Origin of the sequence: Rhizobium sp. Root149, from assembly GCF_001427345.1 — a bacterium.
Classification (GTDB): domain Bacteria; phylum Pseudomonadota; class Alphaproteobacteria; order Rhizobiales; family Rhizobiaceae; genus Neorhizobium; species Neorhizobium rhizoryzae.
Genome location: NZ_LMGD01000003.1, coordinates 88378 through 114767, shown reverse-complemented (window position 1 = coordinate 114767; position 26390 = coordinate 88378). Strand labels below are relative to the sequence as shown.

21 protein-coding genes are annotated in these 26390 nt (G+C 58.0%); 8 read left to right on the top strand and 13 right to left on the bottom strand.

Going from position 1 to position 26390, the window contains the following annotated elements; all coding sequences use genetic code 11:
- The 4 genes from ASD54_RS04715 to ASD54_RS04700 all read right to left on the bottom strand — a co-directional run.
- On the bottom strand, nucleotides 1–790 hold a 790-nt coding region (locus ASD54_RS04715), incomplete at its 3' end, for a DUF6880 family protein (protein WP_348272040.1).
- A 160-nt stretch (nucleotides 791–950) separates the two neighbouring features.
- On the bottom strand, nucleotides 951–1286 hold the full coding sequence (locus ASD54_RS04710) for a DUF2322 family protein (protein ID WP_062553469.1): 336 nt from the start codon (nucleotides 1284–1286) through the stop codon (nucleotides 951–953).
- A gap of 99 nt (nucleotides 1287–1385) precedes the next feature.
- Nucleotides 1386–1766 carry a DUF6481 family protein gene (locus tag ASD54_RS04705; RefSeq protein WP_062553468.1) on the bottom strand — a complete coding sequence of 127 codons (381 nt, stop codon included), beginning with the start codon at nucleotides 1764–1766 and terminating at the stop codon, nucleotides 1386–1388.
- 165 nt (nucleotides 1767–1931) lie between these two features.
- Entirely contained in the window at nucleotides 1932–2141 is a 210-nt protein-coding gene (locus ASD54_RS04700; RefSeq protein WP_062553467.1) for a cold-shock protein, read from the bottom strand.
- A 335-nt stretch (nucleotides 2142–2476) separates the two neighbouring features.
- Between ASD54_RS04700 and ASD54_RS04690 the strand changes: the two genes are divergently transcribed.
- The 6 genes from ASD54_RS04690 (at nucleotide 2477) to ASD54_RS04665 (ending at nucleotide 13399) form a co-directional block, all read left to right on the top strand.
- Nucleotides 2477–2839 (top strand): hypothetical protein, encoded by a 363-nt coding sequence (locus tag ASD54_RS04690; protein ID WP_062553465.1) that lies wholly within the window; start codon nucleotides 2477–2479, stop codon nucleotides 2837–2839.
- 209 nt (nucleotides 2840–3048) lie between these two features.
- A complete protein-coding gene (locus tag ASD54_RS04685; protein ID WP_062553464.1) occupies nucleotides 3049–3570 on the top strand; it encodes a nuclear transport factor 2 family protein in 522 nt (173 codons plus the stop codon).
- A gap of 134 nt (nucleotides 3571–3704) precedes the next feature.
- Nucleotides 3705–5018 carry an AarF/ABC1/UbiB kinase family protein gene (locus ASD54_RS04680; protein ID WP_062553478.1) on the top strand — a complete coding sequence of 438 codons (1314 nt, stop codon included), beginning with the start codon at nucleotides 3705–3707 and terminating at the stop codon, nucleotides 5016–5018.
- 242 nt (nucleotides 5019–5260) lie between these two features.
- Nucleotides 5261–9913, top strand: a complete 4653-nt coding sequence (locus ASD54_RS04675) for a hypothetical protein (RefSeq protein WP_062553463.1) — start codon at nucleotides 5261–5263, stop codon at nucleotides 9911–9913.
- Between the two features lie 146 nt (nucleotides 9914–10059).
- Nucleotides 10060–10692: a hypothetical protein gene (locus tag ASD54_RS04670; protein ID WP_062553462.1), complete on the top strand. Its 633-nt coding sequence runs from the start codon at nucleotides 10060–10062 to the stop codon at nucleotides 10690–10692.
- A 376-nt stretch (nucleotides 10693–11068) separates the two neighbouring features.
- The gene (locus ASD54_RS04665) at nucleotides 11069–13399 is read left to right on the top strand and encodes a hypothetical protein (protein WP_062553461.1); all 2331 of its coding nucleotides are present in this window, start codon (nucleotides 11069–11071) and stop codon (nucleotides 13397–13399) included.
- Between the two features lie 68 nt (nucleotides 13400–13467).
- Here ASD54_RS04665 and ASD54_RS04660 read toward each other — a convergent pair whose 3' ends face one another.
- The 8 genes from ASD54_RS04660 to ASD54_RS04625 all read right to left on the bottom strand — a co-directional run bounded on the left by ASD54_RS04660 (nucleotide 13468) and on the right by ASD54_RS04625 (nucleotide 22779).
- Complete coding sequence (locus ASD54_RS04660; protein ID WP_156379073.1) at nucleotides 13468–14148, bottom strand: hypothetical protein; 681 nt, start codon at nucleotides 14146–14148, stop codon at nucleotides 13468–13470.
- Nucleotides 14149–14165: 17 nt separating this feature from the next.
- Entirely contained in the window at nucleotides 14166–15650 is a 1485-nt protein-coding gene (locus ASD54_RS04655) for a glycosyltransferase family 2 protein (protein ID WP_062553459.1), read from the bottom strand.
- Nucleotides 15647–16276 (bottom strand): HAD family phosphatase, encoded by a 630-nt coding sequence (locus ASD54_RS04650; RefSeq protein ID WP_062553458.1) that lies wholly within the window; start codon nucleotides 16274–16276, stop codon nucleotides 15647–15649. The genes ASD54_RS04655 and ASD54_RS04650 overlap by 4 nt, the downstream gene beginning before the upstream one ends.
- 148 nt (nucleotides 16277–16424) lie before the next feature.
- Nucleotides 16425–17045: a hypothetical protein gene (locus ASD54_RS04645; protein ID WP_062553457.1), complete on the bottom strand. Its 621-nt coding sequence runs from the start codon at nucleotides 17043–17045 to the stop codon at nucleotides 16425–16427.
- 51 nt (nucleotides 17046–17096) lie between these two features.
- Nucleotides 17097–17789 (bottom strand): hypothetical protein, encoded by a 693-nt coding sequence (locus tag ASD54_RS04640; RefSeq protein ID WP_062553456.1) that lies wholly within the window; start codon nucleotides 17787–17789, stop codon nucleotides 17097–17099.
- Nucleotides 17790–17997: 208 nt separating this feature from the next.
- Complete coding sequence (locus tag ASD54_RS04635) at nucleotides 17998–20040, bottom strand: glycosyl transferase (protein WP_062553477.1); 2043 nt, start codon at nucleotides 20038–20040, stop codon at nucleotides 17998–18000.
- Nucleotides 20041–20253: 213 nt separating this feature from the next.
- Nucleotides 20254–21648 (bottom strand): hypothetical protein, encoded by a 1395-nt coding sequence (locus tag ASD54_RS04630; protein ID WP_156379072.1) that lies wholly within the window; start codon nucleotides 21646–21648, stop codon nucleotides 20254–20256.
- A 546-nt stretch (nucleotides 21649–22194) separates the two neighbouring features.
- Nucleotides 22195–22779 carry a YigZ family protein gene (locus ASD54_RS04625; RefSeq protein ID WP_062553454.1) on the bottom strand — a complete coding sequence of 195 codons (585 nt, stop codon included), beginning with the start codon at nucleotides 22777–22779 and terminating at the stop codon, nucleotides 22195–22197.
- Nucleotides 22780–22978: 199 nt separating this feature from the next.
- Here ASD54_RS04625 and ASD54_RS04620 point away from each other — a divergent pair, with 199 nt between their 5' ends.
- Together ASD54_RS04620 and secD are read left to right on the top strand one after the other, a co-directional pair.
- Nucleotides 22979–23326 (top strand): hypothetical protein, encoded by a 348-nt coding sequence (locus ASD54_RS04620; RefSeq protein WP_062553453.1) that lies wholly within the window; start codon nucleotides 22979–22981, stop codon nucleotides 23324–23326.
- A gap of 89 nt (nucleotides 23327–23415) precedes the next feature.
- A complete protein-coding gene (secD, locus tag ASD54_RS04615; protein WP_062553452.1) occupies nucleotides 23416–25929 on the top strand; it encodes a protein translocase subunit SecD in 2514 nt (837 codons plus the stop codon).
- Nucleotides 25930–25976: 47 nt separating this feature from the next.
- On the opposite strand, the gene ASD54_RS04610 is transcribed toward secD, so the two are convergent.
- Entirely contained in the window at nucleotides 25977–26264 is a 288-nt protein-coding gene (locus ASD54_RS04610; RefSeq protein WP_156379071.1) for a hypothetical protein, read from the bottom strand.
- Between the last annotated feature and the right edge of the window lie 126 nt (nucleotides 26265–26390).

The following is a 26390-nucleotide window of genomic DNA, read 5'->3' as shown; positions in this document are numbered from 1 at the left end:
CAGCTGCGACCATAGGAGCGCTGCGGGTTTTCTCCGGCTGTTGGGCGATATAGGCGTCCACATCGTTCTGGGTGTCAGCAATTTCCTGCAGAGCAATGCGGATGGTGAGATCCTGGCCGCTTGCATAGACATCACCCTCGTAGATCGCGCCTGCGCTGCTCCAGCCAATCACGTGCCGATCTTTCCTGGCCAGCTTCTCGATGGCTTCTTTCGACCAGGTCACAAAAGTCGTCTTCAATCGCTCCAGACCTTCGTTACCGAGTGCCGGAGCCATCGCAGTGATTAGTCCATCAAACTGACCATAGGCGTTGTCCTGAAGCGCTTTGAACACCTTCTCAGCCAGAACAGCGGCATCGATTTTGGCGGCCTTTGCAATGATGCCCGCGTCGGCGACTGCCTGATGGAAGCTCTGGATCAGAGAGCCGCTTCCATCGTCTGACCGCTCGAAGAGAGGATCTGCGATCGCCAGGAACTGCCAAATCAGTTCGAAAGCCTCTGCCGGATCATCGGGTGCGATGGTGTCGGCTATGGTCTTCCGCTGCGTTTCCAGATCCGTCTTTGTCGCCTTGACCTTGCGCCAATTGATGAAGGTTTTAGTGCGTGCAATGCTGGACAACCGTTTGCGAACCTGCCTGGCGACTTCCGCACTGCTTTGATGTCCGGCCAGCTCCATACGTAGCCGACGTTTGTGCGCAGCGCTGCCGGTGCTGATTTCTATCAGAAGTTCGGCAAGTCGCTGTGTGCCAAGGGCCTCAAGGTTTTTCGCGTTGAGGGTAGTTTTGGTTGCCATCTGCCGTCGACTGTCTCTTTCGGGTTATGACGCACACGTGGTAATGGAGACCCCGCGTAATGAAGGCGTTCATACACATCGGAAATGAGCAGGATAATTTATTCGCGTGCAATGGACCACCACACGTTCGCTTTCGGCCTCGAACCATTTAGCCGGACATTTATTGCTCGCAAGCTACAAGCCTGATGCTCAAAGGCGATGCTCCGGCAACGATTTCCAGCAGGCGGTCAATATTGGGATGGGCACCGGGGCGGTTTCTGGCATCGGCGGTATGTTCGGCAAAAATGTCGAGGGCGTAGGCAGCAGACTGGCTGTCCAGCGTTCCAAAAGATTGCTGTATGTGTTGATAGACAGCCAGCGAACCCTGCTTGCCTGGCTGATTTTCGATGGTTGCGACAACAGCGCCAGTCTGATCGACAAGATCTATACGCGCCAGGCCTTCAATCGATGGCAGCAGTTGCAGATTATCCTTGAACGACGCCGTGGGCTGGATCATCGCTGGTCCCTCTTTTCATGAACGAATGGCGCTCGTTTAGCAGCTACGGTCGCCCATCGCCATATCGGTTAGAACCTCTTTGGGTCCTACCCGGACCGTTCAGGCTTGCCGCGCCTTGCGATTGGCATAGCGCCGATCGCGCTCGAGCTTGCGGGCTGCTTCGTCCTCGAGAACGCGAGCGACACGGTTCTTTTCAACCAATTCCCGCGCTTCAACCTCAGCCTTGGCTGCCGCTACGATCACGGCTTCGCGTGCGGCCGCTTCTTCCGCAATCCGGGCAAGTTCATCGCGCTTGACCTGCTCACGCTCTGTGCGCCGCATTTCCCGTGCCTCGGCAAGAGCCAGGCGTTCTGCCTGTTTTGCTGTACGGGTTGGTTCGGCGGCGTCTTTTGCGGCAAGATAACCTTGCAGAAGTGCGGCCTTGGCGTTGCTGGCAGCACTACGACGATCGGAAACATCATTGGCTTTGTTGTATTTCAAACTTTTAGTCCTGTTGTTGGGAATGCCGGGAGACACACGGTGTTTGCGTCAATCTCTCAAGCGGGCGAGCGACATGAAAAAGGCCAGGCAATGCCCGGCCTTCATCAAGGGTTTTGCTTTCAACAGTGCCAGTACATCCGTGGTCAAAGGAAAGCAGATACCGATTTACGCAGCCTGGAGATTGCAGGCCGACATTTTGCCCGACTTGTTGTCGCGCTCAAGCTCGTAGCTGATCTTCTGGCCTTCGACGATTTCGCGCATTCCGGCGCGCTCGACAGCAGAGATGTGCACGAAGGCGTCAGCGCCGCCATTGTCAGGCTGAATGAAGCCGAAGCCCTTGGTGGAATTAAACCATTTAACTGTGCCAGTGGTCATGATGAACCCTCTCATAGCAAATACGGAACGACCGCAGCGCAAAGACGCTGCAGATGGCGATAACGATTGTTTTAAAGGGAGGGTTCGTTGCGAGCGCGGTGCTAATCGCGCGGTAACCAAAGCTCAGCAAGAAAATATCGATGAACACTACATAGGGATCTTTATCCCATTCGTCAACTTTTAGTTTTCCGATTCAACCATAAATTTAGACGGCAATGATTTCACCTTTTCCAACAAAGGATAAATACCACCGGTATCCGCATTGCCTCTGCCAGCATAAGCGCTACACTCTTTCAGTGAACGGAAAGCTTTGGGAGGAGCAATACGTGAAACGGATGTGGCCAGACGAATATGCCTTTCTGCTGGAAAATGCAGAAGAGGTAGACCTTCATATCCCGCCTGCAACACGCGAGGATGGAACGCCCGGCAAGGCAATCACGCGCAAGGCTTTGAAAGTCCGTATCAGCCAGCAGGATTTCGAGGAAATCTGGCCGCTTGCCGAAGCCCGCTATCGGCCCGGCGGACGCTTCTCAGGCAAGGCGATCACGCTGATCACCACAAACCCGCATTACAAGAGCTGGCATCCATCCGATGGCGGCAGTGAGGAAAGCGTCTCGGCCAGCGGTCAGCGCTACACAACCCGCTATGTGATTGTGCATTTTCTTCTGGATGATGTTCGCGAAACGGTCGAAGCCTGAAATCCGCGTTTTGCCGCTTCCAGGCCAAATCTGACATGGGAGGCGATTGATCCGAAGCGCGGATCAATCGCTCAAGCCGCCAAACTGCTTCAACGGTGTGTTGGTGGTTCCCTTTTCCATACCATGGGCGGCAATACTGCCTCCTTACGCCATCGTGCGTGCTTCCTTACCATGCAGTTCCAGTGTCATCTGCCATAAGGAATGAACGCATGTATGCACTCGCACGCCCCCATGCACTCGCTGTTCTCATCTGCGCTCTTGCCGTGAATGCCCCTTTAGGTTTGTCGGGTATTGCCCGAGCCCAGGAAGCGGTGGTTGCCGCGCCGGATGCAGAGGCGCTGTTTACCAGCACGGATCCCAAACTCCACGCCAACAAGCAGGTCGTCTACCGCATTATCCGCGAATTGCTGGAGGCCAACCATTGGGACAAGGCTGATGAACTTCTGAGCGAGCGATATCTGCAGCACAATCCGAATGTCGCATCCGGCAGAGCGCCTGTCATCGCCTTCTTTACGCACGTGCTGAAGAAGCCAAAGACCCCCCTGCCGTCCAAAATTGCCGCTCCCGTCGTCTTCGTGACGGCAGAGGGCGATCTGGTGACGGTTGGCTTTGTCCGCACAGAGAAGGATCCGAAGGATCCCACCAAGACCTATACGACCACCTGGTACGATACCTGGCGCATCGTAGACGGAAAGGCCGACGAACACTGGGATTCGGCGACAAAGATGTAAATCCTGCACCCTGCCCTTTACCGAGATCTTGGAAAGGATAAGTCTCCACAATGATCGGAGCAGGGTTTGATCTGCTCCGATCCTCCCATCGTATCGAGACCAGGATGGGTATGCAGCATTGCGGGGTTCTTTGCATGAAAGATCGCTATCGACCGGTTCCGCAGAGCCGTCTGGGTCGGCTCGCGGCTTTCGGTCAACTGGCGGGCGGCATTGCCACGGGCGCGCTGTCGGAAGGCCTGAGCCGGCTGACCCAGGGAGAGCGGCCGCATCTGCGCGATCTGCTGCTCACGCCCTCCAATGCCCGGCGGGTAACCGACCAGCTATCGCGGCTGCGCGGTGCGGCGATGAAACTCGGCCAGATGCTTTCGCTCGATCCGGGCGATGTGCTGCCGCCGGAACTCACCGCCATTCTGGGACAATTGCGGGAATCCGCGCATTTCATGCCGGGGAGCCAGTTGCGGTCGGCCTTGGCAGCGGCCTGGGGGCCCGACTGGCAACGTCATTTCTCCCGTTTCGACATGATCCCCATTGCCGCAGCCTCCATAGGTCAGGTTCATAAGGCTGTGCTGGTTTCAGGGCGAGAGGTTGCGGTCAAGGTTCAATATCCGGGCGTCGCAGCCAGCATCGATGCTGATATCGATAATGTCGCGACGTTTTTGAAGATCTCCGGCATCCTGCCTGCAGGCCTCGATATCAAGGCGCATCTGGCAGAAGCAAAGCGTCAATTGCACGAGGAGGCGGATTACCTGCGCGAGGCGGAGCAGATGCGTCAGTATCGCAGGTTACTGGCCGACGACCCGCGCTTCGTGCTGCCAGAACCGGTGGATGAACTTCTCCATCCAACGATCCTGCCCATGGATTACATCAAGGGTTCACCCATAGAAACGATCAAGACGGCGCCGCCTGCCACCCGCAATGAGGCTATGGGCGCCGTTGTGGAACTGGCCTTGCGTGAACTCTTCGAATTCGGCCTGATGCAAACCGATCCGAATTTCGCGAATTTTCGCTGGCAGCCGGAGACAGTCCGCATCGTGCTTCTGGATTTTGGCGCAACCCGCCCCGTTCCTCCCGAAAGTGCCAGCCATTACAGGCGGCTTCTGAAGGCCGGGCTTGATAACACCACGTCGGAGGTCAGGGATGCGTTGCTGGCGATGGATTACCTCTCGCCGGTCCAGATGCAGCGCCATGGCAGGGAACTGGAGGCGATGATTCGTCTCGTGCTGGATCACGTGCACAGGAATGCGGACGGCACGGTGGATTTCTCCGATCGCGGCCCGTTGGCGGATGTGCGGGATCGTGCAGCACCGATCATTGCAGATCGCCAGGGCTGGAGCCTGCCCTCGCCTGACAAGATGTTCATTCAACGCAAGATTTCTGGAACCGCGCTAATGTGCATGAACATGGATGTCCGGCTGCCGCTTGTTCCACTGTTGAAGCGCTTTCGTTGATAAGCAATTGCGCCCATCCGATTTCGATACGCACTCAGCCAGCTTCGCTCAAGGGTCGTATTCTACCTGTAGCGCAGGATGCCAGAAACGCGGGAACATGAACGTTTCCTAAAATGCACCTGTCCGGCTCCCTCCTCGGGAGGCTGGCCTGTCTGCATGGGCATCCGGATGAGTGGTCCCTCGGCTTTTTTCAAATCCTGAATTTTCAGCCGCATCAACCTGATTGACCGGAAAGCGCCCTTATGACGTCCATTGGTTCACTGACGCCCAGCCAGATCCGTCTCCTTTCAGCCTCCACAATCGCATCCTGGACATCCAGCGATGTGGCTGAACTGAAGTCGACGCAGATCCGCGAGCTTTCGGCGACGCAGGTTGCAGCGCTCCAGGAAGATGCCCTGGCCAATCTTTCCTCCGGTCAGCTCACAGCCATTTCGGCCCGGGCCGTCGTCGGTCTGACCGTTGACCAGCTGGCCGCCATCTCGACGGACAACTTCTCGAAACTGACCGCCTCCCAGGTCGCAGCACTGACATCGGCGCAGCTTGCCGGACTTGGCGATGACCACGCAGAAGCTTTGACGCCTGACCAGATCGCTGGCCTGAATGCACGTCAGGTGGCCGCACTGACATCGGACGGACTGGCAACATTTCCGCCATCGGATATCGCAGCCATCAGCTCCGGCGCAATTTCCGGCATGACGACGGCGGCTTTCGCGTCGCTGAGCACCGCGCAGCTAGCAGCACTCACCACATCGCAGATCGCAGCCTTGAAGCCGGTCCAGCTGGCGGCGCTGGAGCCGGAGCAGGTCGCAGCCTTCTCAACGGGACAGATCCGCATGCTGACCCCGTCCCAACTGGTCAGCCTGTCCACCGACACGCTGGTGGAGATGACCACGGACCAGATCAGTGCCATCAGCACGCGCGCCCTGGCCTCCCTGACGACAACGCAAATGAGCGCCATATCCGCCGATCAGGTCGGAGCGCTATCCACATCACAGCTGTCGGTTCTGGGTCCACGCCAGATCGCGGCCCTGAATCCAGCCAAGATCAACGCGATCACGACGGCAGGCATCGCCGCCTTGAGCGTAGCGTCGATCGGTGGTCTGCCAAGCACGGCAATTGCCGCCTTGAGCGATGATCAGGTGCAGGCATTGACGGTCAAGCAGGTCCAGCGCATGACAGCGCGCCAGATTGCGGCCCTCTCCACCTCTCAGGCTGCGGCCCTGACCTCGAGCCAGTTTGCCGCACTCAGTGCCATCCAGATCGGAACGATACCGGCGAGCTTCATCTCGAATTTCACCTCCGACCAGATCGGCGCGATCAGCAAGACGGCAATCACCGGCTTGAGTGTCGACCAGATCAAGGCGATGTCGGTCGATCAGATTGAAGCACTGAGCGCCTCGCAGGTTTCGAGCCTGCGCGCAACACAGCTTGGAGCGATCACTCCGGCGGGTCTTGCCACGTTCACCTCTCAAGAAATTGGCGCCATCAATCGCTCGGCCATGGGTCTTTTGACAACCGCCCATCTGGAGGAACTCACCGGCGACCAAATCGCCGGCCTGCTGCCAAGCCAGATTGCGGCCCTCTCGCCTTCGCAGTTTTCCGTATTCAATTCACAACAGATCAAGGGACTGGATACGAGCCAGATTGCGGCAATCACCGCAGGCCAGGTCAGCGCAATGAAGACGGAAGTGCTGGCCGCGCTTTCCGGTGACGGCATTGCAGCCCTGACCCAGAAGGCCGTGACCAGCCTGACCACAGATCAGATCAGCGCCCTTTCGGCAGATCAGGCCGATGCGCTGACATCGTTCCAGATCAATGGCCTGAGCAGCAGGCAGATCGCTGCCTTCAGCTCGGCCGGCATCGCACGCTTCACCTCCAGCGATATCGCCGCCATCAAGCCCACGGCCATTGGCGGTATTTCGACCGCTGCGCTGGCAGCCCTTCAGGAAGACCAGATTGCCGCCCTTACAGGCAGTCAGGTGCTAGCCCTGCGCACGGAGCACATGGCCGCGCTGAAGAGCAGCCAGATACAGGCTATGTCCTCGCAACAGCTCAAGGCCTTCACCTCGGCCCAGATTGCGGTTCTGCCGGCCAGCTTCGTCAGCGGAATGACGATCGAGCAACTGGGGGCGCTCAGCGCCAATGCCATCGCCGGTCTGACTTCGACACAGATCGCGGGCCTTTCCACCGATCAGTTGAGCAATCTTTCGACATCGCAGGTCAGCGGCCTGACATCAGCACAGCTCTCGCAGCTGGGGTCCGGCAAGATAGCCAGTTTGCAGCCGGCCCAGATTGCAGCGCTGAGACCGGCAGCTCTGGCCGGTCTGGACGCCTCCGTCATCGGCGGATTGCAGCTTGACCAGGTCGAAGCACTGCCCACCGCAGCGCTCGCAGCCCTGAAGACAACACAGACGGCCGTGCTGACCTCTGCCCAGATCGGCGTTCTGTCAACGGCGCAGGTTGCAGCCCTGAATGCCGCACAGATGACAAGCCTGAGCACGGGAAGCTTCTCGGCCCTGTCCGGCCAGCAGATCGCAGCACTGTCGGCTGCCGCTGTAACAGGTCTTTCGTCTGCGCAAATTTCGCTCATGACGGAAGAGCAGGCCGAGGCTCTCTCCAGCACCCAGATTGCCCGACTGCAATCGGCCCAGCTCGGCGCCATGACCAGCACCCAGCTTGCCACGTTCACCAGTACGGAAATCGCGGCCATATCACCTGCCGCACTGGCAAGCCTCTCCACAACCCTAACGGCGGCATTGCCGCTTGAAAACATCCGGGCTCTCTCTTCGGCGCAGATCGCCGCCCTGACGACAAGCCAGGTTTCCGTTCTGACGCCTGCCCAGATCGAAGTGCTTTCCGTAGCGCAGGTCCAGGGATTGACGACTGCGCAGGTCGCATCCTTGTCGTCCAGCGGCATCGCCGCCCTGACGATCGACCAGATCAATGCGCTGCCTGCCACATCGGTTGCCGCATTGACAACGGATCAGGTCACGGCTCTCTCCATTGACCAGATCAAGAGTCTGACCAGAACGCAGTTTGCAGCGCTGACTGCCGCACAGGTCACGGCCCTGCCGGATGCGATCTGGAGTGACATCTCGACCAACATGGTCTCCGCACTGACACCCGCAGCGCTTGGCGGGTTGGAAAGCAGCGTCGTCTCGTCTCTCACAGACCCCTATCTGAAGGCCCTGACGACGGCACAGGTGGCCGGACTGAATACGAGCCAGATCAACGCCCTGACGGCGACGCAGATCGATTCGCTTTCCACCGCCCAGCTGGCCGCGCTCGACAACACTCAGATCGGCGCCCTCAGCGGGGACGCAACGGCCTCGCTGTCCGAAGAGCAGATGCAGGCGCTGACGGCCAAGGCCATCAGCGGCCTGACGACAACGCAGATAGATGCACTGTCCGGAACACAGATCAGTGCGCTAACGTCATCCCAGCTTGGCGCCTTGACATCCGCGCAACTTTCCACCCTGGATGACGCAAATCTGCAGCTTTTCTCTACGGATGCATTGGCGCAGCTGACTCCGGATGCCCTGGCAGGCCTTTCTCCGTCCAGTCTTGCCTCCCTTGGCCAGACCAAGCTGGCCTCCCTGACGACGGCCCAGATCGCGAAGCTGACCACGGCCCAGCTGACTGCTCTGCCCGCTGCACAGATCGGCGCCCTGACGACGAACCAGATTGCGGCACTCAGCAGTGCGCAGGTCGGGGCCATGTCGCCCGCAGCGATTGCGGGACTTCTGGGCAGCCAGATCGAGGCCATTCCCGCCGCAGCGATTGCCGGACTGACCAGCGATCAGATCGGTGCCATGGGCATTGCCCAGTTCGACAGCCTGTCCACGGCCCAGATCGGCGCTCTCACATCCACACAGCTTGCGGCTTTCGGCGCTGATGCAATCGGAACGCTTTCGACAGCGGATATCGCTGCCCTGAACGTGTCTGCGCTGGCGGGGCTTTCCGCAACCGGGCTTGCATCGATGACGGGAGAGCAGATCGTAACGCTCTCGACCGCGCAACTGGCAGCCCTGCGGCCAAGCCAGATCACGGCCCTGACAACGACGCAGGTTGCCTCTCTTTCGACCACGCAGATCGGCGCTCTTTCCGCCTTGCAAATCGGCATGCTCGGCTCGGCCAACATCGCTGCACTGACGACGCAGCAGGTCATGTCGCTGGCATCCGGCGCGATTACCGGCCTGACGACAGGCCAGATCGCCGCACTTTCGACCATCCAGCTGGATGCGTTCTCGACAGCGCAGATCGGTGCTTTGACATCAGCCCAGATCGGGGTGCTGAGCCTTGGCGCCATCGGCACCTTCTCGACCAATGACATCGCGGCGATCCGTCCGGAAACCATCGCCGGCATGACGACGGCACAGGTTGCCGCGCTGGATCATGAACAGTTTGCAGCCCTTGTCCCGACACAGGTCGGCAAGATGAGCTTTGCGCAGATCCGTGCAGCCTCGAGCGGGCAGATTGCAGCCTTGGGAACAGGTCAGGTGGCCGCCCTGAATGCAATTCAGATCGCAGCGCTTGGTTCTGACAAATTGGCAACGATGACGACCGCCAAGATTGCGGCACTGGATCCGACGGCCATTGCAGGTCTGAGCACGGAGGTTCTTTCCAGCCTGACATCGGCACAGGTGGAAGCGCTGACACCGGCTCAGGTCACCATCCTGTCCTCGGCTCAGATTGCCTCTCTGGGCGCTTCCCTTGCAACCTTCTCGACACAGGACATTGCGAGCCTGAGCAGCCGGGGCGTGGCCGGTCTGAGCTCGAACGGCATCTCTCAACTCAGCCAGGCTCAGTTGAGCGCCTTTACTGCAGACCAGATCAAGATGATGAGCCCGGAACAGGTGGCTATGATCGCCGCAGCTTACGCAGCCAACAGTTGATAATCCCGATGCCACCGCGAAACCTCACAGGTTTCGGGTGGCATCGGAATGGCTCTTCGTCCAGTGTCTCCCACGCCCCAGCCTTGGGTATGTGACTTGAGTGGTGTGACTGGGGGGCGTGACAGATCTCGAAATGGATACGTCTGATGAAGAAGCCCGCCAGTGTGGCCAGCCTCACCGAATTCGGACGTGTCCGGCTTTCGAAAACCTTTTTCATGCGGGATTTCCTGTTCTCGGATATCGCCTCGATACACGGCTTCAACAACGTACCGGACAATCCGGATCTGGCAATTGCCGCCGGTACGCGACTTTGCGAAGACCTGCTCGAACCCTTGCAGGACAGGTTTGGCCGTATCGCCGTTCGTTCGGCCTATCGCTCGGCAGAGGTCAACGGCTTTGGCAATGACATGCAGCGGGCCGGAAAGAGCGGTTACAATTGTGCTGTCAACGAAGCCAATTATGCAGGTCATATCTGGGACAGACTCGATGCAGAAGGCTGCATGGGCGCCACGGCCTGCATTGTGGTGCCATCCTTCTGGGACCGCTTCAACGGGGAAGGCGACTGGCAGAAGCTGGCCTGGTGGATTCACGACCACCTGCCCTATTCCTCACTTTATTTCTTCCCGAAATACTGGGCTTTCAACATTACCTGGCATGAACGACCAGAGCGCAGGATCGACAGCTATGTGAAACCGTCAGGCTGCCTGACCAAACCCGGAATGGCAAATCATGCGGGCAGTCACGAGGAAGAATGGGAGCCCATTTTTCAAAGCCGATAACGTGCGCAACTCACGCGCATAACGTGATTTTTCCAGAAAATATCGCTCCGTCACATACTTATGGTATCAACGAGCCAGGAAATTAATCAAAAATTAAACCTGCTTTCGTTACCTTTAACCGGATGACTAAAGTGCCTCACTGGCATTTTAGAAATTTCCAATACCTACGGCGCAAGAAGCGGATCGTTTCCGCTGCATGATGTACATCTCTTGCGCGAGGCTCATACGAGCCATGATCTCACGCCTTAAATATGCTGTCTGCCGTCTTGCCGCAGGCCTTGCAAAAGCTTCGCGGTCTAGAAATTGCTCCGTCCCCGATACAGCTTTGCGGCTTTTGGCTTTGGCAGACATTATTTAATCTGTAGGGAAAGTGCTGATGAGCGACCCAGTTTCCAGTTTGACGCCCGCCGAGATCCGGAGGCTGGATACGGCTGCGATCAGTGCCTGGACGACGACCGACGTCGCCTCCCTTCGGACAGACCAGATCAAGGTTTTAAGGTCAAATCAGCTCCAGGCGTTGGGGGCGAGCAATGTCGCCGTGCTCAGCGCCACGCAGATCGCTGCGGTCACGGCCAGCTCTCTGGTCGGTCTCAACGCCAGTCAGCTGGCGGTTCTCTCTTCCCAGCAGATCGAAGGGTTTTCTGCTTCGCAGGTCACGGCTTTCTATACGAGCCAGCTCAGCAGCTTCTCGGATGCGCAGGTGTCGGCCTTTACCGTCGACCAGATCAAGGCGATGGCTTCGAGCGATATTGCGGCCTTTTCGCCCAGCGCCCTTGCCACGTTCACGACGGATGAAATCGCAGCAATTTCCGGAAGCGGCATCAAGGGCCTGAATACCGGCCACCTCGCGGCCCTCTCAAATGCGCAGATTACTGCGCTTACAACCAGCCAGATTGGCAGCCTCGCCAGCGGCACGCTGTCTGCCCTGATCGATTCCAATGCATCGAGCCTGACCACGACGCAGATTTCCGCACTGACCTCGCGTCAGGTGGCCTGGGTCGACTTGTCGGCCCTCTCGACCGAACAGATCGCGGCACTTTCCACGAGCTTCGTCAGCGTTCTCAGCAGCAGCCAGATTGCAGGCCTTTCAGACGATCAGGCCCAGGCGCTGACAAGTACGCAGATTGCAGCCATGCGCACGAGCGGCCTTTCGGGTCTGCAGACTGCAGATATAGCCTCCCTGACCAATGACGAAGTGGCGGCCATCAAGGCCAATGATATTCGCGGCCTTTCGACCGCGGCAATCGCGACCTTGAACAGCAGCCAGATCCAGACCCTGTCCAGCGGCCAGATTGCCGGGATGACATCCCAGCAGCTCCGCGCCTTTTCCGACAGCCAGATCGGTCTCTTCAGTAATGACCAGATTGCTGCAATGACTGCCCGTCAGCTGATGGAACTGAATGCCGATGCGCTGACGACGGGCCAGATCAGCGTTCTGTCCACGAACACGCTGAGTGGTTTGAGCAGCACCTTCGTTGCGGATTTCTCGACCGATCAGATCGCGGCCCTGACCACTGGCCAGATTGCCGCCTTCAAGAGCCGTCAGGCAGCCGGACTGAACATAACAGCGCTATCGCCGGATCAGATCGGCGTCCTGTCCGATAGTCTCATCAGTCTCCTGACGAGTGCACAGATTGCCAACCTCTCTTCTGTGCAGGCTGAAGCCTTTACAAGCGACCAGATCGCCATCATGCGCTCGACTGCGCTGTCCGGTTTCGAAAGCGAAGACATAGCCACTTTCACGACCGATGAAATGGCAGCGATTGTCTCCTCCTCCGTGCGCGGGCTTTCGACCAGCGTGATATCGGCATTGTCCGATGACCAGGTCCAGGGTCTTTCGACACGGCAGTTTGCCAACCTGACATCCCAGCAGATCGGCAGCCTTTCCTCAACCCAGCTGGCGGCGATTACCACTGATCAGATCGCTGTCATGAACTCGCGTCAGATCGGCACGCTCGATCTTTCACTCTTGTCGACGGACCAGATCGCGGCCATCTCGACACCTCTGTTCAAGACCTTGCAAAGTGGCGCGATCGCATCGCTTTCTTCCGAGCAGGTTGCCAATCTGACGACAAACCAGATTGCCTCACTATCGTTGCGGCAGGCACCCGGTCTCAATCTGGCGGCCCTTTCGACCACGCAGATCGCCGTCCTCTCCTCGCAGTTCATCAATCTCCTGTCCAGCGCGCAGGTTGCCGGCCTGACGAGCCAGCAATTGGGCGCCATGACGACAGGCCAGATCGCGGCGCTGAAGCCTGACTCGCTGTCCGGTCTTGCCGGTGATGCGCTGAGCTCCTTCACGTCATCGCAGATCGCCGCCATTTCAAGCCGGACGATCCGCAGTCTGTCGACCGCTGCCATCGAACAGCTGACCACCACCCAGATCCAGGCGCTCACAACCGCACAGGTCTTCGGTCTCACGACCGCTCAGATCGTTGCACTGTCCTCTGACCAGATTGAAACGCTCGATTCTGCCCAGGTCAGCGTCCTGACCGGCGCCCAGATTGCCGCCATGCTTCTGGAAGATCTCCAGTCTTTCAGCACCGGCGACATCGCGGCCATCTCGACGCGCTCGATCACCAGCCTGAAGACCGACCAGATCATGGGATTGAGCGATGATCAGCTGGATGTGCTGACATCGGCACAAGTCCGCGCGCTCAGCAGCAGCCAGCTGGATGCTGTCCTCGCCGCCTACGCACAGGTGTAAGGGAATACGGTCAGGAACCGATCGTGCCTGCTGAAGACATGGGTCGACCATGCTGGCTCGACTGATCTTTAGATATGAAAAAGCTTGCCGACGGGCTGCACCGCCTCAATCGCAGGCGCCAGCACCTGCTTACCGGCGGCAATGACGCCGTTCACCATAGGGCAGATGAACAACAGATTGCGATAGCTCAGCTCGTCTCTCTGCTGCAGGCTATGAACGGCAGCCGTCAGGTAAAGCTGCGGACTGGCAAACATGTAGACCCCGGCCGAAGCATGGTCAGAAATGACCTGCTTCTCGCGCGCGCGCAGAACTCTGCCATCCTCTATTTCGAGATAACTGTAGCAGGGCTCCGTGGACTGAAAGACCGGAACAATTGCTCCCCAGTCCTGGGCTTTGAACAGATGTTCCGGGTCTTCCGGGCCTTCGGTGAAAAGGATATCGGCCAGATCGACAATGACCGGCTCGTCCGGCGCCACCAGCGACATTGCAGCGAGCGCGGAGTAAAGCGCGCCGCCGGTCAAGTGGGAGAGCCGAACGATCCGGCACTCCGGCCACAGGGCTCTCAAGGCCCGCTCCAGTTGCTCGAGCCCTTCGACCTCCCTCACAACGAAGATGTAGTCGCGGCTCTCCAGCCTGCCTCTCCAGGCGCGCTGGTCGAGCGCCACCTGCAAGAGCGGCCTGCCCTCCACCGGCACAAGCGGGCGGAAACCGAAAGTCTCCGTCCACAAATCAGGACCAGCTAGAGGCACGACACATTTCATGGCGGTCAGATCAGCTTCAGATAGGTGTTGAGATCGGCGGGCGTGCCAATTCCATGCATGGCCTCAGGCGCGATCATGTAGATCCCGATCCTGGCACCTTCGCGGATCAGGTCATTATAGACCGGGCAGACATAGAACTCATTGTTGGTGCGTTCATTGCGGGCAATCATATCAGTTGCCGCGTTGATGAAGTCGCTGGCGCGCTTGAAATAGTAGATCCCGACAGTCGCATTGTCGGAGATCGCCACCTTCTCCTTCACTTCGTCTACAAGTCCCTGCTGGTTGATGCGGGCAAAGGACCATTTCGGGTCACGATCCTTGTCCTTGAAGCACAGGATGGAGCCGTCCAGATCGCGGGTGATGGCGTCGCGAATGAAGTCTTCCACGGCGAAATCGACGATCTGGTCGCAATTGGCGATCAAAAGCGGCGCATCGGGATTGAGATGGCGCCTCGATGTCAGGACCGTGCAGGCGGCCCCTTCCGTCACGAAATCGATCGGCGAGAAGACGAGATCGCCGCGTCCCTCGAGTTCCTGCACCACATCGGGTTCCGCATCCAGATGCTCCTGCCGCGCGATGAGGACAAAGCGGCCATTGGCGATACGCAGATTGTCCATGACCCGTTCGATCATGGTCTGGCCCTTCACATCGATGAAGGGCTTTGGCTTGGCATAGCCTTCCTTGGCGAAACGGCTTCCCAAACCCGCCATGGGGATGACCACCTGAATGGCGGGAGCCGCCGTCTGGATGACGCCGCGCTTACCCTTGATCTCGTTGCGGTAGAACTCGATACGTTGCGGCGAATAGAAGGAGATATAGGCCTCGCTCTCGATCTCGTACTGGCTGACCTTGCCGCCTTCGAGCACGACTTCATTGAGGACCGGAGAGAGATAGTAGCGCCCTCCCAGAGAATCCGCCTTCAGCAGGTACCTCTTGGTCGCCTCGACAAACAGGGAGCCGGTCTTGAAATAGTAATAGCCCGCAATGGCCTTGCGGCTGAGAACACGCTTCTCGGCCGTCTCGATGACCATGCCAGCTTCGTCCTCGCGGATATAGGACCAGCGCGGATGCACTGACTTGAACGTCACGACACCGGCTTCCACGCCCGACGACGTGAATTCCCAGGCAATGGCACCAAGATCGGCATCAATGATCTGGTCACCGTTGCAGATGATCAGGGGCTCGCCTTCAACGATATGATCGACGGCCATCAAGGCGGAGCAGACAGCCCCCATGGTCGGATGCGCCAGCTGTATGACGCTCGTATCCGGCCCTGCGAGCAGCATCAGGATCGAATCCAGGCTGTATTCGACCGCATCCTGCTTGAGGATGACGAAGATGAAGGAGGCGGAAGGATCGCGGCGACGGATATTGTTGACCACCAGCGCGATCATCGGCATGCCGTCGATCTCGATCAGGGGCTTGGGAAAATGGAACTCATCCTTCGGGAAAAGGTCGTCCTTCGAGGCGATCGGAATAAGGTACCTCATGCTGCAGACGCCTCTATCTTGCGGATTTCGTTCTGGATCCTGTCATAGGTCACATCATTGGTGGAGCCGACCACGAGCACATGGGCACCGGATGCCCGCGCGGCCTGAATGCCGTGTTCGTTGTCCTCGATGATCAGGCACTCCCCCGGCCGAAAGCCGAAGCGCTCAATGGCGGTCAGATAGATTTCCGGGTCGGGCTTTGCCTTGGCAACGTCCTGATTGGACAGGAAGAAATCCAGATATTGCAGCAGATCGGACTGGCGCATCATGGCTTCGACGGTGGAGCGTACCGAGTTCGAGCAGACGGCGATGCTGCGCCCTTCCCGCTTCAGCCGGGCCAGTGCATATTGGTGATGAAAGACAGGGCGGCATTTACTGATCACGGCCTGATAGGTCATGCTCTGCTTCAGGGCGTTGACGAATTCGTGCAGCCTTGTCGGCAGCCCTTGCGACTTGCTGAGCATTTCCAGCTTCTTGCGCGTAGGCAGCCCGTCATAGACCGCAAGATGTTCTGCGCGGCTGATATTGAGGCCGAAAAGCGCGAGCGCATCGTTCAGCGTCTCGTAATGCCACTCCTTGGCATCGATGAGAACGCCATCCATATCGAACAGCACCGCCTTGATCATCGTGCCTTCCCCATGACCTTACTCCACCCTCGCCTTGTCTTAAAGCGCGTCGCGATCGTTCGGATTCGCTCCTGTCGCTTTAACTCTTTGTTTTCCTGCATGTCGTTATCGCAAAACCGCGGTGCACTTTTGCGCGACATGCTCTAGCCTATGCCCAGAATTCCGCTGCCGCATCCGGCAGATCGGTGCACAGGAATACGTTTTCGCTTCGAATATCCGCCCAGGCCTTCCAGGCAGCCTTGTGATCGCGCTTGTGCAGCTCCGGCGAGACGAGCGCGACGGCCTTGCCTGCCTCCAGATGGCGATGCACATCTTCCGGCTGGATCCAGTCAGAGTAGAAGCAGTCGATCCAGACGCCATGCGCCTTGTCGTAGAAAGGAGGAACGGGCTCGATTTCGGAATGACGGGTGTAGGTCACGAAGCCTTCGCGGAAATAGCCGAGCGCATCCGGCACGGCCATGTCGAAACAGAAGAGATCCTGAATGCCCGCCTCATCAAGCAACGTCCTGACAGGACGTTGAAGGCCATCCGCCTTGATGTTCAGAGCAATGGTTCCGGCTTGCGGATAGGCCTTGTGCAGCGTCAGGAACGTATCGAACGCCATAAGCCCGTCACCGACAGGAATATCGTGGGCGATCCGCAGAACACCATTCTGGTCGCGCACATCGGTTTCGACGCCAAAACCCGCTTCGAATGCCCTGCGGAACGCGATCTCGCTGTTCTTTTCCGAATCCTCTTTCCACCATCCCCGGTGCGCCAGAATTTTCATCGACTTCCCTTGCTCATCCTTGATCTGCCGTTCCCAGGTCGGCGCTGTTGGCTATTCGCCCCGGATCTCGGTCACGACCCGGCCTGTATAGGGCGCGTAACCATCCAGCTTCGGCCGGTTGAAAATCCGATAGAGGGGATTGTCGCATTCAGGGTTGAGATAGACCGTATTGGAATCCCAATAGCCATCTTCGATGAAGCGCAAATTGCCGTTCAGGGTGCGTGTCATGTAGTAGAGAAGGTGCAGGTCCTTGCGGCCCGCAACCTGGCACAGCGTCAGCCCGGAATAGAAATCGGGCAGCGCCTTGCGGCCAATGATATGAACCGCATCGCCGACGCGGCGATGATCGCGCCAGGCCGCCAGATATTCCTTCCACGGGAAGTAGATGGCATCATCGCTGAGTTGAAGACCCCAGGAATAGAAGCTTTTCTTGAATTCAAGATCGAAGCGGACGCTCAACACCGCATCGCAATCATCCTGCTCGAAGATGTGCTTGATACCGTGCTTGAAGGTCTCAATCTGGCTGCTTCCCTTCGGATCCAGCAGAACGAGCTCGCAAGGCTCGAGAGCGGCCCTGATCTCGTCGAGCGCTGCGCTCGGATATGTGACGAGGAAGATGCGGGCGCCAGGGTTGAGGCTGCGAACCGGCTGGACGATCTTCTCCAGAAGCGATTTTACATTGTCCCGGCCATCCATCGGAAAACCAAAACGATCGGCTTCGAGGAAGTTATTTCCACGAATCATGACTGATAGCTTCATCCCGTCCCCACGTGATCAGCCTGACGAGAAGGAGCTGGAGCATACGCCCACAAACAACAGGAACCAGAGCGGATATCCCGAAGCTGTGACCGGACCCTGTCTCCACTGTCCGTTGATAATACCGTCTTGTTAAAGCTTAAAACTTGTCTGTAGCTGGCAGGGCTCGTGACAACCCTGCCAGTCGCAATTCCGATCAGGCGGTCCCTTCCGGCCAAAGGCGCGGATCGGCCAACAGGGGCTCGATCGCGTCGCGTGCAGCCAGCTTGTCGCGGTAGTGCTGGCGATAGGCGGCCTCATCCTGCATCTCCTGCCCTTCGTGGATCAGTTCAGCACCGATCTCATAGTAGACATCGAGGTTGCGAAGGTTGGGAACCGGCAGCTTGCCCTGCTCGGCAGCTTCCTGCATTTCCCGGAACAGTTCCTCAAGGCGACGCGCAAGACCTGGCATGTCGCGCAAGGTGCAGGTTTCCCGCTTGGCGGCGAGCGTTGCCTTGACGGCGTCGATCGCTTTGCGATTGCGACCGAAAGAAATCGCCTTGGCAACATATTCCTCTGCTGAACCGCAAATCATTTCCGGAATACCGGCGGCAGAAACAATGCTGGCGCAGAAGCGCGACGGGAAGCCCATTCCCGGAACCGTCAGGACCGGAAGCCCCATGGTAATGGCATCTGCCGCCGTTGAATGGGCGCCATAGGGGAAGGTATCCAGGAACAGGTCGGCAAGCGCAATGCGGGCCAGATGCTTGGGGTTTGGAACCTTGGTCGCGAAGTAGATGCGATCCGGATCAACACCATTTTCGGAAGCAATCTTGCGCAGTCTCTGATGGATGGGGTCCTTGTCGCCCAACAGCCAGAGTATGCTGCCCGGCGTGGCCGCCAAGATCTTCATCCAGCGCAGGAAGCAGGCTTCGGTGATCTTTTGCATGCCGTTGAAGCAGGCATAGATGAAGGCATCGTCCGGCAATCCATATTCCGCGCGGGTGGGCTTTGGCGCAATCTCGCGCTTGCGGTCAACCGGCTGCTCGCAAGGAATGCGCAGAACCTTTTCGCTGTAGTAAAGCTCGCGCTCCGGCGGAACGATGTAGTTGTCGGTGATGAGGTACTGATGGAACGGGCTGGCAAGCGTTCCCGGATAGCCGCAGAAGTTCACGATGACAGGCGCGGGCCGGTAGGCAAAGACGCCGGCGCGGGCTTGCTTGGTATAACCGTTCACATCGATCAGGATATCAATTTCATCATCGATGATCTTCTTCGCGACATCGATATCGCTCATGCCGTTGATATCGCACCAGCCATCCATGACGGCGCGGATACGGTCATGCGTCTTGTCGTTGCTGCGCGGAATGCCGCAATAATAGCCGTAAACCTCGACCTTTTCCTTGTCGTGAAGCTCCAGGACTTCGCAGAGCGCAAAGCCGACCGCATGTTCGCGCAGGTCCGAAGACAGATAGCCGACACGAATGCGCTGGCCGGACGCCAACTTGTTGCGCACCGGCTTGCGCAGCAACCCGCTCGTATCCGGCCTGCCGACGAGTTTCTTGTTGTAGCGATAGGCCTTGCCAAGCTGGAACAAGGGATCATCGGCAAAGCAGGCGATGGTCATCGGCGACATCGCATCGGTCAACTGCTGACGCGTGACATGTTCGGAGCTTGTGAAAATCGGCCATTTGCATTGATGCTGGCGCGTGGCAAGCCAGTGCTGCGATGCATCCTGCTTGCTGGGATCAAGCTCGATGGCGAGCCATAGAACCGCTTCGGCTTCTTCCAGAAGACCTGCGGTTTCGAGCACACGCCCCATATGCTTCAGCACCATCAGGCGGAAGCTCAGGCGTTCAGCCGTGATCTCGTTGGAGGTGTTGGCGAAATTGCGCCATTGCTCTACCGCGCGGCCAACCATTTGGCAGTCTTCATAGACGCGTCCGAGATTGATATGCGCAGGAGCAAAGTCCGATTTGTAGGCGATCGTCGCCTTCAGGGCCTGAATGGCACCTGCAGCATCGCCGGTCTGGTTGAGCATGACGGCATAGTTGAAGGATGCGACATGAACCATAGGGTTCTTGTCGTTGAAGGCGATCCACGTCTTGTACAGGTCGAGCGCTGGCGCTGAAGCCCCAAGACTGGACAACCTTTCCACCGTCTGGATCAGTTCTGCGAGAGGCAATTGCTGCTGGCGCGCACGCTGAAAAACGGCCTGTATCACTGCTACCGGATCGACGCTCGTCGCTGGCACGGTCATGTTCATTAGCTTCCTCACATCACCCTGGACGCTCCGGCAGTACCTGGCCGGACGTCGCTTTGCTCGCATGCTCTCTGTTCTTCTGCGACAATGAGCTTGTCTGAGGCTGATGCGGTGCAATTGGTGCGGGAGATAACGCAAAAAGGGCGATGCAATGCACCGCCCTTTTCGTGGTGGGAAATCCGGCACGGTTTGGACCGTGCCGGGTATCTATTAGGATACGGTGCTGTCGTTGTAGGCGGCGATGACCCAGTTGACGTTGTCCTTGAGGGCAGCAACCTGATCCGAGGAGATTGCATCCAGCTGGTCGTTCGTCAGGGTCATGTAGTCGTCGGAGCTGATCGCGCCGATCGCAGCTGTCGAGATGACCGCGACTTCTGCCGTCGAGAAGAGCGCGATATCGCCGCTTTCGAGTGCCGAAACCTGAGCAGACGAGAGGGCCGCGATCTGATCCGTGCCGAGCGCTGTAACCTGATCGGTCGTCAGAGCAACGATCTGAGCTGTCGTCAGAGCCTTGATCTGTGCAGAGCCGAGGCCTGCAATCGCGTCGGTGGTGAGAGCGGCAAGGTTCGCCGTCGACATTGCCGTCAGAGCCTTGATGTTCAGGGCGTTGACGTCAGCAGAGCCAAGCGTTGCTGCCTGGTCCGTGGTCAGACCGGCGATAGCCGTGCTGGAGATAGCAGCGAGGTTGTCGGTGCTCCATGCGCCGAAGGCATCAGAGGTGACTGCGCCGATCTGGGTGGAGTTCAGGCCGGAAACCTGGGTCGAGGTCAGAAGGTTCTGCTGCGCCGAGGTCAGTTCGCCAACAGCCAGAGACGTGATCTGCTTGGAGCCGATTGCGTTGATCTGCGTTCCAGTCCAGCCAGCCATTTCGTCGCTCGTCAGAGCACCGAGCTGTGCCGTCGTCAGGCCGCCGATCTGCGTTGCAGACAGTGCACCACCGCCGACGCTGTCCAGTTCGGTGATGTCGGAGCCGAGAGCTGCAATCTGCTTGGCATCGAGAGCAGCAAGCTTGGCAGAGCCAGCACCGTTGAAGAGGGCAGCAACGTCAGCCGTTTCCAGAGCTGCGATAGCAGCCGTGGTCAGAACGTCGAGTTGGTCGCTGGTCAGAGCAGCCGCCGCGTCGGACGTCAAGGCCGTGACCTGCGTTGCCGTCAGCTTGGAAGCCTGAGCGGAGGTCAGGTCGATGATGGCATCGGTCGAGAACTTGTCGCCGGTCAGAACGGCGATCTGTGTCGTCGTCAATGCATCAAGCTTGTCGGCGGTTGCAAGAGCCGTCAGGTCGGCTTCAACGAGACCTGCGATGATGTCGGTCTTCAGAGCCTTCAGCTGGGACTCTTCGAAGTTCGTTATGCCGTTGGTGATGGCGCCGAGCTGGGCTGCCGTCAAACCGGCGAGCGCGCTGCTGGAGAATGCCGAAATCTTGGCGGTATCCAGACCTGCGATAGCATCGGTGGTTACGACAGCGAGCTGCCCGGAAGACAGGGCCGCAATCCGGTCGCTAGCCAGGGCGTTGATGGCCGTGCTGCTCAGGCCCGCTACCGACGCCGTCGACAGCAGCTTGACCTGGCTTACGGATAGTTTGGACATAAAGGAATCAATTGCCACGGATTTCTCTCCAGATTCGATGGTTTAAATGCTGCTGGATGCCCGGATTTACGCTGGATACTACAAAAAGCAGTTCAACCGCCCGTCGGCACTACACAACACTGCAAGGAACATGGCTCGAGCGAGCCGTCGCATCGGAATGGCATCATGCATCCAGAAACCCCGCGGCTTCTGACCCCTAGCCTGAACAACGAAATCCAAACCGGTCAATCATCTACCGGCTACCACCTGAAGCCCTTTAGGAGCGGGCGGTTAACATGGCTCGTCTTTCCACTTAAACGTAGGGCCAAGCTTTTAACATTGGATTAATGGACTGCAAAGAAGAGCGGTTATTACACGCTGCTGTTGATAATCGGAAAAATCGTTTCAATTCAAATTTATAGCTATATGAGCAAATGTTGAAATACCTTGCGCTTCGCCGGGAGATTTGCTAAGTTTGCGTAAAGATGGACATACATATTTTCTATTCGATTTTCATAAACATCAGCTTTTGTTTGAACAATAGATGAAGCATCAGTGATACGGGATTTTCCCTCTCCCTGAACGTCATTGTTGCTTCAGGGATGCTCGCCCGCTGGTCAGGTTCCGGATCGCTGCAACGATTGCGTCGGCATTCTCTTCTGGAATCTGCATATACAATGAGGCGCCGTCGCCAGTGAAGGTTTCCTGGATGATGGCAACCGTTCCCAAACTGGGAAGCCTTGCCTTGATGGAAGCGTGATCGGAGAAATTCAGGTCGACGACGACCGTGATCGATGGAATCACTCGCTCTTTCGTTGCACCGTTCAGGCACAGGGCAGCAGTTCCTCCGTAAGCGCGCACCAGCCCTCCACTTCCCAGAAGAATACCGCCAAACCATCGGGTGACCAGAACTACGATGTTCGTCAATTGCTGACCATCTATGGTCTGAAGAATAGGCTTTCCGGCTGTTCCACTCGGTTCGCCGTCATCATTGAACCGATAGTTCTGTCCGATCCGCCAGGCCCAGCAATTATGATTGGCGTTGCGATCAGAATTCTCTGCAATAAAAGCCTTCGCTTCCGCCTCATCTGATACCGGAGCGGCCAGTGCCAGAAATCGGCTTTTCTTGATATCCTGCTCGAAACGTGACGGCGAAGTGAGAATAAACATCAGGACGATGTAGAAGCTGCGCGTCCATTGCTCAAGCTCGACCTTTCATCATCGGCTATCCCACCTATCTGTCGCATAATCGTCTGAAGGATTGTTTCAGGATATGAAATATGCTCAGCAGTGACGGCACGGGCAAAAAAGAGGACTTAAGACGATCTTGACCTGCGGCGGCAACCGACGGGAGAAACCCGAAAGACTGGTGGCATATCTCTGCCAACTGGCGCTTCTGCTTGTCGGGTTCGCACTGACCGGGACACCGGGCATCTCCCATGGAAGGCAGGCGGAAGAACCCGAAGCCTTCAGGCAGCGGCCCGTTTCCCTTCTGCTGGTTGATCGACATGACGATCAACGTTTTGCCCAGCCGATTGACAAGCGTGGGCAGAAGAACTGGCGCGGCACGCAATCTGATCCCTTCCTGCCAACGGCCATCTCGGTTCTGCATCCGATCGATGTTTCCATTCTGACCGTCAATGCCCCTCCTTCTCTGCCTCCAAGCAAAGTTGAAACCGGCTTTCTTGCCCGCGCGCCGCCTTTCCTGACCCTCTGATCTTTGCAACGGGCCCAGCCCGTCAAGACAGATGACTGACCGACGCCGCATGGCATGCAGTGCGCGGTCCGGTGTTTCAGGATAAAATAATGAAGAACTCCCTCTGGAAGGTGGCGATCTATGTGGTCGTCATCATCACGGGCATGCTGGTTGCATTGCCCAACGTGCTGAGCGACAGGATGCTCGCACAGCTACCATCCGCGCTTCCTCACCAGCGTGTATCGCTGGGGCTCGATCTGCGCGGCGGCTCCCATCTGGTCCTTGAAGTGGATCGGGATTCACTGGTCACGGAATGGCTGCAAAACCTTCAGCAGGATGTGCGGTCCACCCTCGAAAAGAGCCAGATTACGATTGCCTCTCTTCGGCGGACACAAAGCGCCATCGAGGTTCGTCTCACGGATCCTGCCAAGGTGCAGCAGGCGATCAGCGAGCTGAATGGCATCGCCAATCAGGTTCAGGCCGCAGCATTGACCGCAAGCGATCTGACGATCGAGGCGACAGGCGCGGACACCTTGCGCGTGCTGCCGTCCGAGGCGGGTCTTACACATCGCATGACGCAGGCCGTCACCCAGAGCCTTGAAATCATTCGCCAGCGCGTGGATCAGGTGGGTGTTGCCGAACCAACCATCCAACGGGTTGGCGGCGACCGTGTTCTCGTCCAGCTGCCGGGCGAGCAGGACCCTTCCAATGTACGGGCGCTGCTTGGCTCCACGGCCAAGATGAGCTTCCATCTTTTGGGCCGCGAGGGTGAACCTGGCATAACGATGATGAAGGATGCGGAAGACCGTCCTTACCCCGTTCAAAATCGTGTTCTGATTTCCGGTGATCGCCTGACCGATGCCCGCGTCGGGTTCGACCCGAATACCAGCGAACCCGTGGTCTCCTTCCGGTTCGACCAGGCAGGTGCTACACGCTTTGCGGAAGTCACCCGCCAGAATGTCGGCATGCCTTTTGCCATCGTGCTCGACGGCAAGGTACTGTCCGCACCGGTCATTCGTGAACCGATCACCGGCGGTTCCGGGCAGATCTCCGGCTCCTTCAATGTCCAGGACGCCAATACGCTGGCGGCGCTTTTGCGCGCCGGCGCCTTGCCTGCGAAGCTGGACGTCATCGAAGAACGCACCGTTGGGGCAGATCTTGGAAGCGATGCCATCGAGATGGGCATTGTTGCCGGTCTCGGCGGCTTTGCGCTCGTTATGCTGTTCATTCTGGCGCTCTATGGCAGCTGGGGACTGCTGGCAGTTTTGGCGCTGGCGCTCAACGTCATGCTCACCTTTGCCGGTTTGACGATGCTGGGGGCGACCCTCACTTTGCCCGGCATTGCCGGCATCGTGCTGGGCATCGGCCTTGCCGTCGATGCCAATGTTCTGATCAACGAACGTATTCGCGAAGAGAGCCGAAAAGGGCGAAGCGCTTTTGCAGCTATCGATCTCGGCTTCAACAAAGCCTATGCCACGATCATCGACAGTAACGTCACGGCGCTCATCGCCACGGCCCTGCTCTTCTGGTTCGGTTCCGGCCCGGTGCGCGGCTTTGCGGTCACCATGGGGCTCGGGATCGCCATCTCGATGTTTACCGCCGTCTCGGTAGTGCGCGTTGCCATGGTGGCGATTGCCACGCGCCGTCGCCTGAAGACGATCGATATCAAGCCGCTTCTGCCGATCCGCCTGATCAAGGATGGCACGACGATCGACTTCATGAAGGCGCGGCTTGCCGGTCTCGGCATTTCGGCCTTCCTGTCGATCGGCTCCATCGTTCTGCTTTTCACGCATGGGCTGAACTTCGGTGTCGACTTCAAGGGCGGTATCCAGGTCGAGGTCAAGACCTCTGGCCCGGCCGACCTTTCTGCCTTCCGCAGCGGACTCGGCAATCTCGGCCTCGGCGAAGTGGCACTGCAGGAGTTCGGCAGCAATGACCGGCTTCTGATCCGCCTCGAACGGCAGGCAGGGCCTGAGACAAAGCAAACCGAAGCCGTGGAAAAGGTACGCAGTGAGATCCGCGTCATCGACCCGAGCGCTTCGATCGAACGCACGGAAGTCGTCGGCCCCAAGGTCAGCGATGAGCTGGCAACCGCCGGCATCCTCTCGGTCATCCTCGCCAGCCTTGCCATGCTGGTCTACATCTGGGTGCGGTTCGAATGGCCCTTTGCCGTTGGCGCCATCGCGACCCTAGTCCTGGATGTGACGAAGACGGTCGGCTTCTTCTCGCTGACAGGGCTGGATTTCAACCTGACAGCGATTGCAGCCCTGCTGACGCTGGTTGGCTACTCGGTCAATGACAAGGTGGTGGTTTATGACCGCATGCGCGAGAACATGCGGCTCTACAAATCAATGCCGTTCCGCAATCTGATCAACCTCTCGATCAACGAGACCCTGGCCCGAAGCCTCTACACATCGGCGACGGCGTTTCTGGCCATGATCCCCATGGCGATCTGGGGCGGTAGTGCTGTCGAAAGCTTCGCCATCCCGATGGTCTTCGGCATCTTCGTGGCGGCCTCCTCCTCGGTCTTCATTGCCGCACCCATTCTGCTCTTCCTCGGCGACTGGCGCACAAAGCGCAAAGCCCGGAAGGCGGAAGTGAGCGGAGAAGTGAAGGCGGTGTAACCAAGCAGTCAGGTTCCGTCATTTCCGGGACCTGACTTACCACCCGCTTAGCCATTACGGCGCAGAAGAACCTGCTCAAGTCGGGCGAGGCGGCACTCCAATTCCTCGGCATTCACTTCGTCGCTACCGTCGCTTGCAATGTCATCGATCTGGAGCAGGCGGTAGATTGTGGGTTCGTTATAGGAGAGCATCTTGAGCGTAAATTCACGCGTCCGGATCTGCAGCGCGGTCGCGTAAGCCTCGTAGCGCTCGATAGACAGCCGACCATTTCCGGCTTCGATCAGCTTTGAATGTCGAAGATTGCACTTGCATCTATTAGAAGCGAAAGCGTCCAAGTCCGAAGCGAAAAGGCGACTTTTGTACAACTCGAATTTTTCAGAGAAAATAATGACATATACTCATGTATTAACTGTTCGATTCATGAATCAAATCTGATTGTCTCTCAATACCTGTTGATGTTT